Here is a 15,318-nt window from a genome sequence, read left to right on the forward strand (position 1 = left end):
GTCACGCGGGCGGCGGCACAGTAATCGTCGTCCCTGGTGGCGTCCAGTGCCGCAGGTCTTTTGTCAGTCGACATGCGCCGCAAACGGAAACGCCGGCGCGAGGCCGGCGTTTACGTGGTTCGCGTACCGCAGGCGACCGATGCTCAACCGCCTGGGCTGAAGCCGATCGTGCGACGTGTCGTGACCGGCGCATCGAGCGGCTCGAAGCGCCAGCGGCGCACGGCATTCAGCGCTTCGCGGTCGAATACGCGTGCCGGCGTGGCGCGCACGACGCGGGCATTGGTGACCGATCCGTCCACGCCGACGGTGATCTCGACCAGCACCTCGCCCTGCGTGCCCGACCGCAGCGCTTCCGGCGGATAGCGCGGCGCCGGCGTGCTGACCGCGCGGAGGGTCTGCGCCGGAGCGGCGGCGGGTACGGCCGCACGCGTGGCGGCGGCCTGGCGTTCGGCGGCTTCACGCTGCGCGGCGGCCTGGCGTTCGGTCTCCTGCCGTGCGGCTTCGGCCCGCGCGGCTTCCTGCTGCTGGGCCAGCTGCTGGGCGGCGGCGGCTTCGCTGGCGCGCTGCTGTTCGGCCTGCTGCGCCAACCGCTGCTGCTCGCGCAGGCGTGCGTCCTCGTCTGCCTTCGTCTTGGTGGCTTCGTCGGTGACCGCGCGCTGCGCGACCGCCTGCTGCGCCGCTGCGATGCTCTGCTGCAGGCGTGGGAGGGCCGGCGCCTTCGGATCGGCCTTCTCGATGATCGCCGACAGGCGCTGGGCCTCGGTGAACTCTTCGCGCGCAATGCTCTGCTCGGCGGCGATCAGCGTGTACGGCATCAGGTCGGTCAGCGCACTCGTCACGCCCGGATCGTTCGGCAGCTTGTCGCGCAACGCCAGGTAGTACTCCATGGCGTTGTCGCCGCCGGGCGCATAGATGCGGTTCTCGCGCAGCGCCTTGGTGGCGGCGTCGCGCAGTGCGTCGGCGTCCATCGCCTGGACCTGCGCGGACACCGCCGGCGGCGGCGGCGTCGCGGGGACGGCCGCCGCACCCGGCGTGGCGGCGGGCTTGGCCGCTTCGTCCTGCTTGGAACACGCCGCCAGGGCGGCAATGAGCATCAGCGGCGCGACATAGCGCAGGCGGCCGGTGGTCTGGATCAAGGACATCGTTTCAATTCCCCCAAGTACATTCTTATGGTGTCGGCACGTCCGGGGCGCCCTCGGGAGGCGCGGGACCGGGTGTCGCGAATCAGCACGGGCCCGCCATCCACCCGACCTTCCGGCCGGGAACAGCGCGATGCCTTCCGGGTACCCCTACCCGGACGCCAGAGTACGTCGGCACCTCGGGCACGACACTTGATGTTCGTCACACTTTTGGTGGACTAGGCGGCTTGAGCGTCATTTCCCGATGCAGAACGTCGAGAAGACATGGCCCAGCATGTCATCCGCGCTGAGGCGACCGGTGATCTCGCCCAGCGCATCGTGGGCAAGTCGCAGTTCCTCGGCGGCCAGTTCAAGGTGCTCGTGTGCCAGATGCTCCGCCGCCAGCGCCGCGTGGGCCGCGGCGCGCCGCAGGGCATCGACGTGGCGAGCACGCGCGGAAAATTCGCCGTCGCCCCCCTCGCTGGCCGGCCCGGCGGCAAGCGCGCGGAGGCGGTCGTGCAGACGGTCGAGATTCGTGCCCTGCGCAACGGACACGTACACATGATCGCCGTCTTCTGCGGGCACGTCGGCGAGCAGGTCGGCCTTGTTGTGGATCCACAGCACCGTGCCCACGTCCTGGAGGCTGTCGGCGATCGCCGCCCGACCGGCGTCGGGATCGCGCGCATCGACAACTGCCAGCGCCACGTCGGCGCGGCCGAGTTCCAGCCGGGCCCGGCGCATGCCTTCGCGCTCGATCGCATCGCCACCCTCGCGCAGGCCGGCGGTGTCCACCAGATGGAGTTCCAGCCCATCCAGGCGGACGGTTTCGCGCAGGGTATCGCGGGTGGTGCCGGCAACATCGGTGACGATGGCGCGGTCGCTGCCGGCCAGCGCATTCAACAGCGAACTCTTGCCCGCGTTCGGTGGACCGACGATCACCGCATGCACGCCATCGCGCAGCTTGCGCCCGCGTTCAGCGTCGACGAGCAAGGCCTCCAGCCGCCGTCGCGCATCCAGCAGGCGCTCGCGTACCTGCTGGCCGCCCAGCGTCTCGATGGATTCGTCGGCGAAGTCGATCGCCGCTTCGACATGCACGCGCAGCGCCAGCAGCGACTGGCCGATGTCACCCACGCGTTCGGAGAACACGCCGTCAAGCGAGCGCCGGGCGGCGCGGGCCGCGCGCGCGTCGGCGGCGGCGATGAGGTCGGCGATCGCTTCCGCCTGGGCGAGGTCGAACTTGTGGTTGAGGAACGCGCGTTCGGAAAACTCGCCGGGCCGCGCCGGCCGGGCGCCGAGCGCGCAGGCCCGGGCAACGAGCTGCTGCAGTACGACCGGGCTGCCGTGCGCCTGCAGTTCCACGACATCCTCGCCGGTGAAGCTTGCCGGACCGGGAAACGACAGCGCGATGCCGTCGTCCAGCGTGCCGCCATCGGCATCACGGAAGTGGACGTGGCAGGCGCGGCGCGGCGACAGCGCGCGTACGCAGATCGTCGCCGCGATCGCCTGCGCCGCCGGCCCCGACAGCCGAACGATGCCGACGCCGCCCGCTCCCGGCGGCGTGGCGATCGCGACGATGGTGTCCTGCGCTGGCGTCATGGTGCGGGTTCGTGGAAGCGCTTCAAGGGTAGCGGAAACACGAAGCCCGCCGGAGGGCGGGCTTCGTGGCACGGCGAGCGGTGCGGCTTACTTCGCGGTCGCGGCCTTCGGCGGCGTCGCCGATTCGCCATGGCGCTTGGTCATCCACCACTGCTGCAGCAGGCCCAGCGCGCCGTTGGTCACCCAGTACAGCACCAGGCCCGACGGGAAGAGCGCCATCATCACGCCGAACACCAGCGGCATGAACTGCATCATCTTCTGCTGCATCGGATCCATGCCCGGCGCCGGCGTCAGCTTCTGCGTCAACCACATCACCAGCATGTTGAGTACCGGCAGGATGAAGTACGGATCGCGCGCGGTGAGGTCCTGGATCCACGCGAACCACGGCGCCTGGCGCAGTTCGACGGTTTCCACCAGCACCCAGTACAGCGCCAGGAACACCGGCATCTGCACGAGGATCGGCAGGCAGCCGCCCATCGGGTTGATCTTCTCCTTCTTGTACAGCTCCATCATGGCGACCTGGAACTTCTGCTTGTCGTCGCCGTAGCGCTCCTTCAGCTGCTGGATGCGCGGCTGGAACTTGCGCATCTTGGCGAAGCTCTTGTACTGCGCAGCGGACAGCGGATACAGCGCCAGCTTCACCAGGATCACCAGGCCGATGATCGACCAGCCCCAGTTGCCGATGAAGCCGTGGAGGAAGTTCAGCACCCAGAACAGGCCCTGCCCCAGCATCGCCAGGATCGCGAACTGGCTGTAGTCCACCACCCGGTCGATGCCGGGCGCGTTGATCGCATGGATCTTGTCGACCAGCTTCGGACCCACCCAGAGGCGTGCGGTGGTGGTGGCCTGCTGGCCGGGACTGACGTTGACGCCCGGACCCATCTCGCGGATCAGCGCGCGCGTGCCGTTGTCTGGGTTGTCGAGCGAGATGGTGGTGGTGTCGTCGGCCTGCGGAATCCACGCACTGAAGAAGTGGTGTTGAGGAATGGCGATCCACCCACCCTTCACCTGCGCATTGACGCGGCCGTCTTCCAGGTAGTCCTCGTTGAACTTGCGGCGCTGGTAGCTACCGTCCCACCACGTGGCGCCGTTGAAGCTGAAGGACTCGGGATTGGTCATGCCGCTCTTGACCTGCGGCGGCGTGCGCAGCAGCTGCCGATAGACCATGCCCTGCCATGTACCGGTGCCGGCATTGACTACCTGGTCGCGGACTTCGATCTCGTAGCTGGCGCGCTTGAAGGTGTAGGTACGGCGGATGGTCACGCCGTCCGATCCCTGCCAGATGAAGGGCACGCTGACACTGTCCGCGCCCTGCGCCAGCGCCACGTCGCGCGCGCCCTGTTCGGGGACGAACGCGTGGTGGTCAGGCGCCTTGGAGCCGCTGCTGACCCAGCCGCTTTCCGCCGCGTAGAAATGCTGCGGGTCTTCGCTGAAGAGACGCACCGGGCCACTGCCCGGCGTCTTGCTCTGCGGGTAGTGCAGCAGGTCGGCCTGCAGCACGCTGCCGCCGTCCAGCACCAGGCTCAGTACGTCGGTCCTGACGGTGACGCGCGGTCCCGCCGCTCCTTTCGGAGCGCCCGTTGGCGCAGGCGCCGCGGCGGGCGCACTGGGGACGCTGCCCGACGCCGGCGCGCTCGCCGCTACCGGCGCGGGGACGGTACTGCCCGCCGGCGCGGTGGCCTGCGTGGCGACCGTCGGGGTCGCGGGCGCTGCCTTGTTCCATTCCAGCCACAACAGGGTCGCCACCATCAGCCAGGCGAAGATCAGGAATACACGGGTCTGGTTCATCAGGCAGGCAGTCTCAACCGGCGTCGGAAACCGGTTTGGTCGGAGAAGAAGGAGTGGGAGGCGGCGCAGGCGAATTCAAGCCCGGCGGCATTGTGCCGCCCGGTGCCGGTGCCGGCAATGCGCCGGCGCGCGCCAGCACGCGCTCGAAGGTCGCGCGCAGCAGCGAGGAATCGGCTTTCGCCGCGGGCGGACGGGCGACCACGACGTAGTCGCCATCCGGCAGCGAGGCGCGCAGGCGACGGAAGTGTTCGCGCAGCTGGCGCTTGATGCGGTTGCGGCCGACGGCACGGGTATCGACCTTGCGGGATACCGCCAGGCCCAGACGCGCGGGCACGTCGCCCGGCAGCCAGTGCAGGCTCATCAGCGGATCGGACGTGCGGCGGGCCTGGTCGAACACGCGCGCATAGTCGGCGCTTGCGCGTACCCGTGCGCTGCGCGGAAAAGCCGTGCTCATTTCAGCAAGAAGCCCGCTCGTGGACGGGCGGGCTCCTTTCGATACAGGGAACGCATGGATGCTGGCCGTCGTTAGACGGCCAAGCCATCAGGCGGTCAGGCGCTTGCGGCCCTTGGCACGGCGACGGGCCAGGATCTTGCGGCCATCGGCCGTGGCCATACGGGCACGGAAACCATGGTCGCGCTTGCGCTTGAGGTTGCTGGGTTGGTAAGTGCGCTTGGTGGCCATGGGGCCCTCGTGCGTGTTCGGGTGGAAAGAACCGGAAATTCTATAGGAACCGCCGGGTTACGGTCAACTCCCCGTGTGCTTTCGATGCGTGCGTCCTGCGCGGACCGTCGCCGCAGGCGGTTCCCCGCGTTCATCCACATCTTATACACAGGATCGTTGGCGGGTTCCGACGGGGGTGGTAGTCTGGCCGACCCCATGGATTCCGTCCCGCGCTGCCTCCGGCAATGCGGGATGGCGTGTTCGCCCCCACTCGCGAGTTGTTCCACCTGATGGATGCCTGGCCCCGTTGCCTCGAACGCCTGGAAGCCGAATTGCCGGCCGAGGATGTACACACCTGGCTGAAGCCCCTGCAGGCCGAGCAGCGCAGCAACGCGATGGTGCTGTACGCGCCGAATGCGTTCATCGTCGAACAGGTCCGCGAGCGCTACCTGGGTCGCATCCGCGAGCTGCTGGACTATTTCGCCGGCCACGACGACGTCTCGCTGGAAATCGGCTCGCGCAGCAGGGCACCGGAGACGGCCAGCGCGCCGACGGCAGGCACCGCGAGCACGGCCGCACCGGCCGAACCGTTCGCCGGCAACATGGACATGCATTACACCTTCGACAACTTCGTCGAGGGCCGCAGCAACCAGCTGGGCCGCGCCGCCGCGTGGCAGGCCGCGCAGAAGCCGGGCGACCGCGCCCACAACCCGCTGCTGCTGTACGGCGGCACCGGCCTGGGCAAGACCCACCTGATGTTCGCTGCCGGCAACGAGATGCGCCGGCAGAATCCGAATGCGCGCGTGCTGTACCTGCGCAGCGAACAGTTCTTCAGCGCCATGACCAAGGCGCTGATCGAAAAGTCGATGGACCAGTTCAAGCGTCGCTTCCAGCAGGTCGACGCACTGCTGATCGACGACATCCAGTTCTTCGCCGGCAAGGACCGCACGCAGGAAGAGTTCTTCCACACCTTCAACGCGCTGTTCGACGGCCGCCAGCAGATCATCCTGACCTGCGACCGCTACCCGCGCGAGGTGGAAGGCCTGGAACCGCGGCTGAAATCGCGCCTGGCCTGGGGGCTGAGCGTGGCGATCGACCCGCCGGATTTCGAGACGCGTGCGGCCATCGTGCTGGCCAAGGCGCACGAGCGCGGTGCGCAGATCCCGGACGACGTCGCGTTCCTGCTGGCCAAGAAGATGCGCAGCAACGTGCGCGACCTGGAAGGCGCCCTCAACACGCTGGCCGCCCGTGCCAACTTCACCGGCCGCGCGATCACCACCGAGTTCGCCCAGGAAACGCTGCGCGACCTGCTGCGCGCGCAGCAGCAGGCGATCAGCATCCCCAATATCCAGAAGACCGTGGCAGACTACTACGGTCTGCAAATCAAGGACCTGCTGTCCAAGCGGCGCACGCGTTCACTCGCGCGTCCACGACAGGTGGCGATGGCCTTGGCGAAGGAATTGACCGAACACAGCCTGCCTGAAATCGGCGATGCGTTCGCCGGCCGTGACCATACGACCGTGCTGCACGCCTGCCGCCAGATCCGCACCCTCATGGAAACGGATGGCAAGTTGCGGGAGGACTGGGACAAGCTGATCCGCAAGCTCAGCGAGTAGGCGGACCAGCCCTCGTCGTTGCAACGTGTGGAGATATCGGCAGGAGGATATGACCGCGAAGAGCCGGTACCGCTCTTCGCAAGCAGGCAGGACAGGCGGGGTTGTATCCGACGTGCCGGCTCCCATGGTGTCGCACGTCGTCTTCCTCGCCGTTGCGGTCACTGTAGGCAAGGCGATGGGGACGAGCAACGCATAACATCGTGGGCAAGTACGCTCACCTTCTGTGGATAAGATGTGCGTGGTTTCCGGGCGTAAAGTTGTCCACAGGTTTCACCATCGCCTGCAGGGCGCCTGTCCACTGGGTTGCAGGTGATAAAAAAACAATAGATTCATGGGGTTACGTAGGTTTTCCCGGGTTTCGGGCCCTACCACCACCACCAGCTTTTAAGCTTTTAGTCTTGAAAATCCAAAGCGAAGGGGCTCCCACACTCATGCGTTTCAGTCTGCAGCGCGAAGCTTTCCTCAAGCCGTTGGCCCAGGTGGTCAATGTGGTCGAACGCCGGCAGACGTTGCCGGTCCTGGCGAATTTCCTGGTGCAGGTACAGAACGGGCAGCTCTCGTTGACGGGTACCGACCTTGAGGTCGAGATGATTTCCCGCAGTGCGGTCGATGACGCGCAGGACGGTGAGACGACGATCCCCGCCCGCAAGCTGTTCGACATCGTTCGCGCACTGCCTGACGGCAGCAAGGTGACCGTCAGCCAGAGCGGCGACAAGGTCACCGTCCAGGCAGGCCGCAGCCGGTTCACTCTGGCGACGTTGCCGGCCAACGATTTCCCGTCCGTAGATGAGGTCGAAGCGACCGAACGCATCGAAGTGCCGGAAGCGACACTGAAGGAGCTCATCGAACGCACGTCGTTCGCGATGGCCCAACAGGACGTGCGCTATTACCTCAACGGCCTGCTGTTCGACCTCAGCGAGCGCACGCTGCGTTGCGTCGCCACCGATGGTCACCGCTTGGCGATGTGCGAGTCGCAGCTGGACGGCGCGCCGGTCGGCAAGCGCCAGATCATCGTGCCGCGCAAGGGCGTGACCGAGCTGCAGCGGCTTCTGGAAGGCGGTGACCGCGCGCTGGAGCTCGAGGTCGGACGCAGTCATATCCGCGTGAAGCGCGACGATGTCACCTTCACCTCGAAGCTGATCGACGGCCGCTTCCCCGACTATGCGGCGGTGATTCCGATCGGCGCGGACCGCGAAGTGCTGCTGGACCGCGAAGTGCTGCGGGCCGCCCTGCAGCGCGCCGCGATCCTGTCCAACGAGAAATACCGCGGTGTGCGGGTCGAGGTATCGCCCGGCCAGCTGAAGATCAGCGCGCACAATCCCGAACAGGAAGAAGCCCAGGAAGAGATCGAGGCGGATACGAAGGTCGATGGCCTGGCTATCGGCTTCAATGTGAATTACCTGCTGGACGCGCTGTCGGCATTGCGCGATGAGCATGTGGTCCTGCAGCTTAGGGACGCCAACTCCTCTGCGCTCGTCCGTGAGGCGAGCAGCGAAAAGTCCCGCCACGTGGTCATGCCGTTGCGTCTCTGACACCTCTTGTTTCACGTGGAACATCAATCGCCCGACCCCCGTGTCGGGCGATCTCGTTTCAGGAGGCCTTCGGCCGAGGCCTGTCGCTAGCCGCGGCGGGTTCGCGGGCTACAATTCGGCATGCCTCCTAGCCTCTCCCCGCCCTCGTCGTTGTCAGATTCGTGCGAGCACTCCGAGGCATCCACTGCGCGTGCGGACCCGTCGTGCAGGTAACGCGACTGGAGGCCAGTGGCCTGCGGCGGTTCCAGCGGGTCTCGTTGGCCCCCGAGGCTGGCATCAACCTCATCACGGGCGACAACGGTGCCGGCAAGACCAGTTTGCTGGAAGCGCTGCATCTGATGGCATACGGACGCAGCTTCAGGGGGCGTGTACGGGACGGTCTGGTCCGTACTGGATCCGATGCGGTCGAGGTCTTCGTCGAGTGGCGGGAAGCCAGCCAAGGGCGCCAACGCCGAGCGGGCCTGCGCCATAGCGGGCAGACATGGACGGGCCGGTTGGACGGAGAGACCGTTACCCAGTTGGGTGATCTCTGTGCGGCCTTGGCGGTCGTGAGTTTTGAGCCGGGAAGCCATGCCCTCGTCACAGGGGGCGGGGAGCCCAGGCGCCGCTTCATGGATTGGGGGCTGTTCCACGTGGAACAGGGGCGCGAGGGGGGCTTTCTTCCCCTCTGGCGGCGCTATGCACGTGCCCTGAAACAACGGAACAGCCTGCTCAAGGCGGGAAGCGGCGGTGGACAGCTCGACGCGTGGGACCACGAGCTGGCCGAGGCGGGCGAGCCCCTGACCCGACACCGTCAGGGATATCTGGATGCGCTCCAGGATGATCTGTCGTCCGTCGTGGGCGAACTGGCGCCGTCACTGGGAAACGCGTCGCTGCACTTCCTGCCCGGATGGCGCCGGCATGAGCTGTCTCTGGCGGACGCACTGCTGCTCGCCCGGGAGCGGGATCGTGCGGCCGGCTATACGACCGTGGGTCCGCACCGTGCGGACTGGCGGATCGACTACAGCGCGCTGCCCCAGCGCGAGACGCTGTCCCGGGGCCAAGCCAAGTTGACCGCCCTGTCCTGCCTGCTGGCACAGGCACAGGATTTCGCCCGTCGACGCGGTGAGTGGCCCGTCATCGCGCTGGACGATCTTGCGTCCGAACTGGACCGGCACCACCAGCGTCGAATTCTGGCGCGTCTGCTCGCCAGCAGTGCCCAGGTCTTCATTACCGGTACCGAACCGCCGGTCGGGCTTGTCGAAAGCGATGTGGCACCTGCTCTGTTCCACGTGGAACAAGGGGGCGTGGAGCGCCTCATCACCCCTTGAACCGGGTCTAAGTACGCACCAGTGCTATAATTCCGCATTGATCCCCTGGCCTGCGCAGGGCGCCTACCGACCCGGTGGCGCCTGCCCCGCCATGCAGCCGACACGAAGCGAATGACCGACGAAACGACCTCTTCTGCACCGAACGGCAATACGTACGACGCCAACAGCATTACCGCGCTGGAGGGCCTGGAAGCGGTCCGCAAGCGCCCCGGCATGTACATCGGCGATGTGCACGACGGCACCGGCCTGCACCACATGGTGTTCGAAGTGGTCGACAACTCCATCGACGAGGCGTTGGCCGGCCACGCGGACCATGTCGCGGTGACGATCCACGAAGACGGGTCGGTCTCGGTCTCCGACAACGGACGCGGCATCCCGGTAGGCCAGCATGCGCAGATGAGCGCCAAGCTCGGTCGCGAGGTGTCCGCCGCTGAAGTCGTCATGACGGTGCTCCATGCGGGCGGCAAGTTCGACGACAACAGCTACAAAGTGTCCGGCGGCCTGCACGGCGTGGGCGTCAGCGTGGTCAACGCCCTGTCCGAGAAACTGCAGCTGGACATCTTCCAGGGCGGCTTCCACTATCGTCAGGAATACAGCAACGGCGCCGCGCTGGTCCCGCTGACCCAGGTCGAAAGCACGAGCAAGCGCGGCACCACGCTCCGCTTCTGGCCGTCGGTAACGGCCTTCCACGGCAACGTCGAATTCCACTACGACATCCTGGCCCGCCGTCTGCGCGAGCTGTCGTTCCTGAATTCCGGCGTGAAGATCGTGCTGGTCGACGAGCGGGGCGAAGGCCGTCGCGACGATTTCCACTACGAAGGCGGTATCCGCAGCTTCGTGGAGCACCTCGCCCACCTCAAGACACCGCTGCATCCGAACGTGATCTCGGTCAGTGGCGAGCAGAATGGCATCACGGTGGAAGTCGCACTGCAGTGGACCGACGCCTACCAGGAAACGATGTTCTGCTTCACCAACAACATCCCGCAGAAGGATGGCGGTACCCACCTGATCGGCTTCCGTGCCGCGCTGACGCGCACGCTGACGAACTACATCGAACAGAGCGGCATCGCCAAGCAGGCGAAGGTGAACCTGTCCGGCGACGACATGCGCGAAGGCATGATCGCCGTGTTGTCGGTGAAGGTGCCGGATCCGAGTTTCTCCTCGCAAACCAAGGAAAAACTCGTCAGTTCCGACGTCAGGCCGGTCGTTGAGAGCACGTTCGGTGCACGTTTGGAGGAGTTCCTGCAGGAGCACCCCAACGAGGCCCGCGCAATCGCCGGCAAGATCGTCGACGCCGCCCGCGCCCGCGAGGCCGCCCGCAAGGCGCGCGACCTGACCCGCCGCAAGGGTGCACTGGATATCGCCGGCCTGCCCGGCAAGCTGGCCGACTGCCAGGAGAAGGATCCGGCGCTGTCCGAGCTCTTCATCGTCGAGGGTGACTCGGCAGGCGGTTCCGCCAAGCAGGGTCGCAACCGCAAGAACCAAGCGGTGCTGCCGCTGCGCGGCAAGATACTCAACGTGGAACGCGCGCGCTTCGACCGCATGCTCGCCAGTGCCGAAGTCGGGACGCTGATCACCGCGCTCGGCACCGGCATCGGCAAGGACGAGTACAACCCGGACAAGCTGCGCTACCACCGCATCATCATCATGACCGACGCCGACGTCGACGGTTCGCACATCCGCACGCTGCTGCTCACGTTCTTCTACCGGCAGATGCCGGAGCTCATCGAGCGCGGCCATGTCTACATCGGCCTGCCGCCGCTGTACAAGCTGAAGCAGGGCAAGCAGGAGCTCTACCTGAAGGACGACGCGGCGCTGAACGTCTACCTGGCGAACAATGCGGTGGAAGGCGCATCGCTGATTCCGGCGAACGGCGAGCCGCCCATTTCCGGCGAGGCGCTTGAGAAACTGCTGCTCGTCTTCAGCACCGCGCGTGACGCGATTGCGCGCAACGCGCACCGCTATGATCCGGTGCTGCTGGAGTCGCTGATCGACTTCACGCCGCTCGATGCCGAACACCTGCAGCAGAACATCGACGAGCGGCATGAACTGGCCGCGCTGGAAGCCAAGCTCAACCGTGGCAGCATCGGCAGTGCGCGTTATGCACTGACGCTGCAGCCGGCGAACGAACAGCGCCCTGCTGCCCTGCTGTCCACCCGTCGCCACATGGGTGAGGAACTGGTGCAGGTGCTGTCGCTGTCGGCGTTCGAGAGCGGCGAACTGCGTCCGCTGCGCGAAGCCGCCGCACTGCTGCATGGCCTGGTCCGCGATGGCGCGCAAGTCGTGCGCGGCAACAAGGCGCAGCCGGTGGCGACGTTCGCCGAGGCGCAGGCGTGGTTGCTCGAAGAGGCCAAGAAGGGTCGCAGCATCCAGCGCTTCAAGGGCCTGGGTGAAATGAACCCCGAGCAGCTGTGGGACACCACGGTCAATCCCGAAACGCGTCGCCTGTTGCAGGTGCGGATCGAAGATGCGGTCGCCGCCGACCAGATCTTCAGCACGCTGATGGGGGATGTCGTCGAGCCGCGGCGCGAGTTCATCGAAGACAACGCGCTGAAGGTCGCCAACCTCGACGTCTGACGCTGCACGGATGAGCGACGTGCCCTCCCCGTCCGGCGCGCTGGATGCGACGCGGTCCACACTGCCGCTGCGCAGCGTGCTGCCCGCGTTCGCCATCGATGTGGCGCTCGCTATCGCGCTGTCGTTCTCGACGCTGATGCTGGGCCTGTTCGGCTGGGCGGCGTGGCGAGGCATCCGGCTCGCGCAGCAAGCCGGGGGCACGCCCGATGCACAGGCACTGCAGGCGCAAATCGGAACGCCTCCGGTCCTGTTCCTGATCGTCATGACGCTCGTCAGCACCGGCGGCACGGCCCTGGTGCTCTACCTGTGGCGACGCCGGGCCACGCGGGCCGAACGCCGCGTGTCGTTGGACCGCCTGCGTAACGCCCGCACGTGGATCTGGGCGCTTGTCGCCGGCTTGGCCACATTCCTCTTCAGTACGCTGATGAGTGCGGCGGGCCGCCTGTGGCTGGGTCTGGACCTCGAACCGAGCAACCTGGACCTGATCAAGGACGGCTTCGCACGCTACCCGCTGTTCCTTGCGTTGTTCGCAGTCGTCCTGGCACCGCTCTACGAAGAACTGCTGTTCCGGCGCGTCCTGTTTGGAAGGCTGTGGCAGGCCGGATGGCCCATGCTGGGTCTGGTGCTCAGCAGCCTGGTGTTTGCCCTGGTCCACGAATTGCCCGGCCTCAACGGCAAGCCGGCGGGCAGCACGCTGTTCCTGATCGCGGTGTACGCCGGTATGGGCGGCATCTTCGCCTGGGTGTATCGCCGCACGGGGACGCTATGGGCGCCCATCGCTGCCCACATCCTGAACAATGCGATAGCGCTGGCTGTCTTGCAGGTGTACGGCGACGCATCCGTCTAATGTGATTGACAAAAGTTTAAGACGGGCTTGCCCAGACTCTGGTCGCACGCAATATCGCAGGGGGGCGAGCATGAAATGCCAGATTCTCGGAACCGCCATGGTGCTGGGCCTTGCCGCCTGCGCTACCACGACGTCGCCGACGGGACGCACCCAGATGGTCGGCGGTGTTTCCCAGGCCCAATTGGACCAGCTGGGCGCACAGGCCTTCGCCGAGACCAAGGCGAAGGAGACCCTCAACCGTGATGCACGCCAGAACGCCTACGTCACTTGCGTGGTGAACGCCCTCGTCCGCCAGCTGCCACCGGAGCAGCGCGGCGTTGCGTGGGAGACTGCGGTCTTCACCGACAGCGAGCCGAATGCGTTCGCCCTGCCGGGCGGAAAGGTCGGCGTGAATACCGGGATCTTCACCGTCGCCAGGAACCAGGACCAGCTTGCTGCCGTGCTGGGACATGAAATCGGCCATGTGATCGCACGACACCATGAAGAACGCATCACGCGGCAGATGGGCGCGCAGGCGGGTCTGGGTGTGCTCGGCGCGCTGGCCGGCGCTCGCTACGGTGAGGGTGCCGCCAGTACGGTGAACCAGCTCGGCGGCATGACCGCGCAGGCGGCGTTCCTGCTGCCCGGTTCCCGAACACAGGAAAGCGAGGCCGACGTCGTCGGCCAGCGTCTGATGGCGCAGGCCGGCTTCGATCCGCGCCAAGCGGTAGGCCTGTGGCAGAACATGATGGCCGCCAGCGGAGGACGCTCGCCGCAATGGCTGTCGACCCACCCCGACCCCGCCAACCGCATCCGCGAGCTCGAGCGCGATGCCCCTTCCCTCGTGCCCACGTACGAGGCGGCCAGGAAGGCCGGAAACGCGCCGAAATGCGGCTGACACACGCGCCGGTATTGCTGCGCAGCAGCACGTGAAACAGTATCCGCCTTCGCTTGGTTTCTGTTAGTTTTGCCGGCCCCGCACGCAGAGGGGACGGGTGAACCGCCTTCTGCTTGTCCCCACGAGGTTTAGACATGAAGCACCGCACGCCCCAGAAGACTCTCCTCAGCCTGATGTTGCTGGCCGCCTTTGGTGGCGCCGTCGTTGCCGACGCCGTGGCGTATGACGCCCGCTCCGCAGAACGCAGTGGACGCAAGAACAGCGCCAAGCCGGAAGTGCGTTATCCGGACGCGACCCGCGAGGAGCCCAAGGCCAAGGGTTCGAGCAAGGCCCAGGGCAAGCTCAGCAAGCTGTTCAAGGCCTATGAAAAGGAAGACAACGACACCGAGACGCTGACCCTCGCGAAGGATCTGCTGGCCGAGCCCAATGCCAACGACTACGACAAGGCGATGGCCGCGCAGCTTGGCGCGCAGGCTGCCTACAACCTCGACGACATGGCGACCGCGAAGCAGTTGCTGCGGCAGGCCGTCGATCTCAACGCACTGGACAACAACGGTCATTACCAGTCCATGATGATGCTGGCCCAGCTGCAGTTGCAGGATGACGAGTTCGAGCCGGGCATGGCCAACCTCGATCGCTACCTGACCGAGACTAAGTCGTCGCGTCCGGAAGACCTCATCATGAAGGGCCAGGCGCTCTACCAGACGGAAAAGTTCGCCGAAGCCATTCCGGTGCTGGAAAAGGCCATCGCCGCCACTCCGGAGCCGAAGGACAGCTGGTACAGCCTGCTGTTGGCGTCTTATAACGAAGCGGGCCAGCTGGAGAAAGCCGTCAAGCTGGCCGAGCAGCAGGCAGCCAAGAACCCGACCGACAAGAAGTCGCAGATGAACCTGGTCGCGACCTACCAGCAGGCCGACCAGTTCGACAAGGCCGCCGCGATCCTGGAAAAGCTGCGCGCTGCCGGCCAGCTGACGGACGAGAAGGAATACCGCCAGCTGTACATCACCTACGCCAATATGGACGGCAAGGAGAAGGACGTGATCTCCGTCGTCAACGAGGGCCTGCAGAAGGGTCTGTTGAAGCAGGATTACCAGACGTATCTTGCGTTGGCACAGGCGTACTACTACTCCGAACAGGTCCCCCAGGCCATCGAGGCGTGGCAGAAGGCCGCCCCGCTTGCGAAGGATGGCGAGACCTACCTCAACCTGGCCCGCGTGCTCTGGCAGGAAGGCCGCATCCCCGAAGCCAAGACCGCTGCGCAGGCGGCCTTGAACAAGGGACTGAAGAAGCCGGAAGACGCGAAGAAGATCCTCGCGCTTAAGTGACGTGATCCAGTGACACCGTAGGCCAAAAATCCGTACGGATAATGGCAACCGGGCGTCGGATTGGTATAAGC

General features: G+C 66.2%; 12 protein-coding genes. 7 read left to right on the forward strand and 5 right to left on the reverse strand.

The genetic code is table 11. The features are described from left to right. Positions 1–143: 143 nt before the first annotated feature. The 5 genes from ACSQ19_RS07065 to rpmH form a co-directional block, all read right to left on the reverse strand. The gene (locus tag ACSQ19_RS07065) at positions 144–1,142 is read right to left on the reverse strand and encodes an energy transducer TonB (RefSeq protein WP_436000888.1); all 999 of its coding nucleotides are present in this window, start codon (positions 1,140–1,142) and stop codon (positions 144–146) included. Positions 1,143–1,373: 231 nt separating this feature from the next. Next, a complete protein-coding gene (mnmE, locus tag ACSQ19_RS07070) occupies positions 1,374–2,714 on the reverse strand; it encodes a tRNA uridine-5-carboxymethylaminomethyl(34) synthesis GTPase MnmE (protein ID WP_436000890.1) in 1,341 nt (446 codons plus the stop codon). 87 nt (positions 2,715–2,801) lie between these two features. Next, a complete protein-coding gene (gene yidC, locus ACSQ19_RS07075) occupies positions 2,802–4,502 on the reverse strand; it encodes a membrane protein insertase YidC (protein WP_436000892.1) in 1,701 nt (566 codons plus the stop codon). A 13-nt stretch (positions 4,503–4,515) separates the two neighbouring features. Further along, on the reverse strand, positions 4,516–4,956 hold the full coding sequence (gene rnpA, locus ACSQ19_RS07080) for a ribonuclease P protein component (RefSeq protein WP_296278715.1): 441 nt from the start codon (positions 4,954–4,956) through the stop codon (positions 4,516–4,518). A gap of 87 nt (positions 4,957–5,043) precedes the next feature. Beyond that, the gene (rpmH, locus tag ACSQ19_RS07085) at positions 5,044–5,184 is read right to left on the reverse strand and encodes a 50S ribosomal protein L34 (RefSeq protein WP_027083663.1); all 141 of its coding nucleotides are present in this window, start codon (positions 5,182–5,184) and stop codon (positions 5,044–5,046) included. A 269-nt stretch (positions 5,185–5,453) separates the two neighbouring features. Between rpmH and dnaA the strand changes: the two genes are divergently transcribed. From dnaA to ACSQ19_RS07120, 7 genes are all read left to right on the forward strand, one after another. Next, complete coding sequence (gene dnaA, locus ACSQ19_RS07090; RefSeq protein ID WP_299345230.1) at positions 5,454–6,779, forward strand: chromosomal replication initiator protein DnaA; 1,326 nt, start codon at positions 5,454–5,456, stop codon at positions 6,777–6,779. Positions 6,780–7,210: 431 nt separating this feature from the next. Next, positions 7,211–8,311 (forward strand): DNA polymerase III subunit beta, encoded by a 1,101-nt coding sequence (gene dnaN, locus ACSQ19_RS07095; RefSeq protein WP_296278775.1) that lies wholly within the window; start codon positions 7,211–7,213, stop codon positions 8,309–8,311. Between the two features lie 203 nt (positions 8,312–8,514). Next, positions 8,515–9,621, forward strand: a complete 1,107-nt coding sequence (gene recF / locus ACSQ19_RS07100; protein WP_435995784.1) for a DNA replication/repair protein RecF — start codon at positions 8,515–8,517, stop codon at positions 9,619–9,621. A gap of 111 nt (positions 9,622–9,732) precedes the next feature. After that, positions 9,733–12,198, forward strand: a complete 2,466-nt coding sequence (gene gyrB / locus ACSQ19_RS07105; protein ID WP_435995786.1) for a DNA topoisomerase (ATP-hydrolyzing) subunit B — start codon at positions 9,733–9,735, stop codon at positions 12,196–12,198. A 10-nt stretch (positions 12,199–12,208) separates the two neighbouring features. Beyond that, entirely contained in the window at positions 12,209–13,045 is an 837-nt protein-coding gene (locus tag ACSQ19_RS07110; RefSeq protein ID WP_435995788.1) for a CPBP family intramembrane glutamic endopeptidase, read from the forward strand. A gap of 70 nt (positions 13,046–13,115) precedes the next feature. Further along, positions 13,116–13,922 carry a M48 family metallopeptidase gene (locus tag ACSQ19_RS07115; RefSeq protein WP_299344706.1) on the forward strand — a complete coding sequence of 269 codons (807 nt, stop codon included), beginning with the start codon at positions 13,116–13,118 and terminating at the stop codon, positions 13,920–13,922. A 134-nt stretch (positions 13,923–14,056) separates the two neighbouring features. After that, positions 14,057–15,247, forward strand: a complete 1,191-nt coding sequence (locus ACSQ19_RS07120) for a heme biosynthesis protein HemY (RefSeq protein WP_435995790.1) — start codon at positions 14,057–14,059, stop codon at positions 15,245–15,247. The last annotated feature ends 71 nt before the right edge of the window (positions 15,248–15,318 follow it).

This window comes from Pseudoxanthomonas sp. LjRoot127 (genome assembly GCF_964253495.1).
GTDB lineage: Bacteria > Pseudomonadota > Gammaproteobacteria > Xanthomonadales > Xanthomonadaceae > Pseudoxanthomonas_A.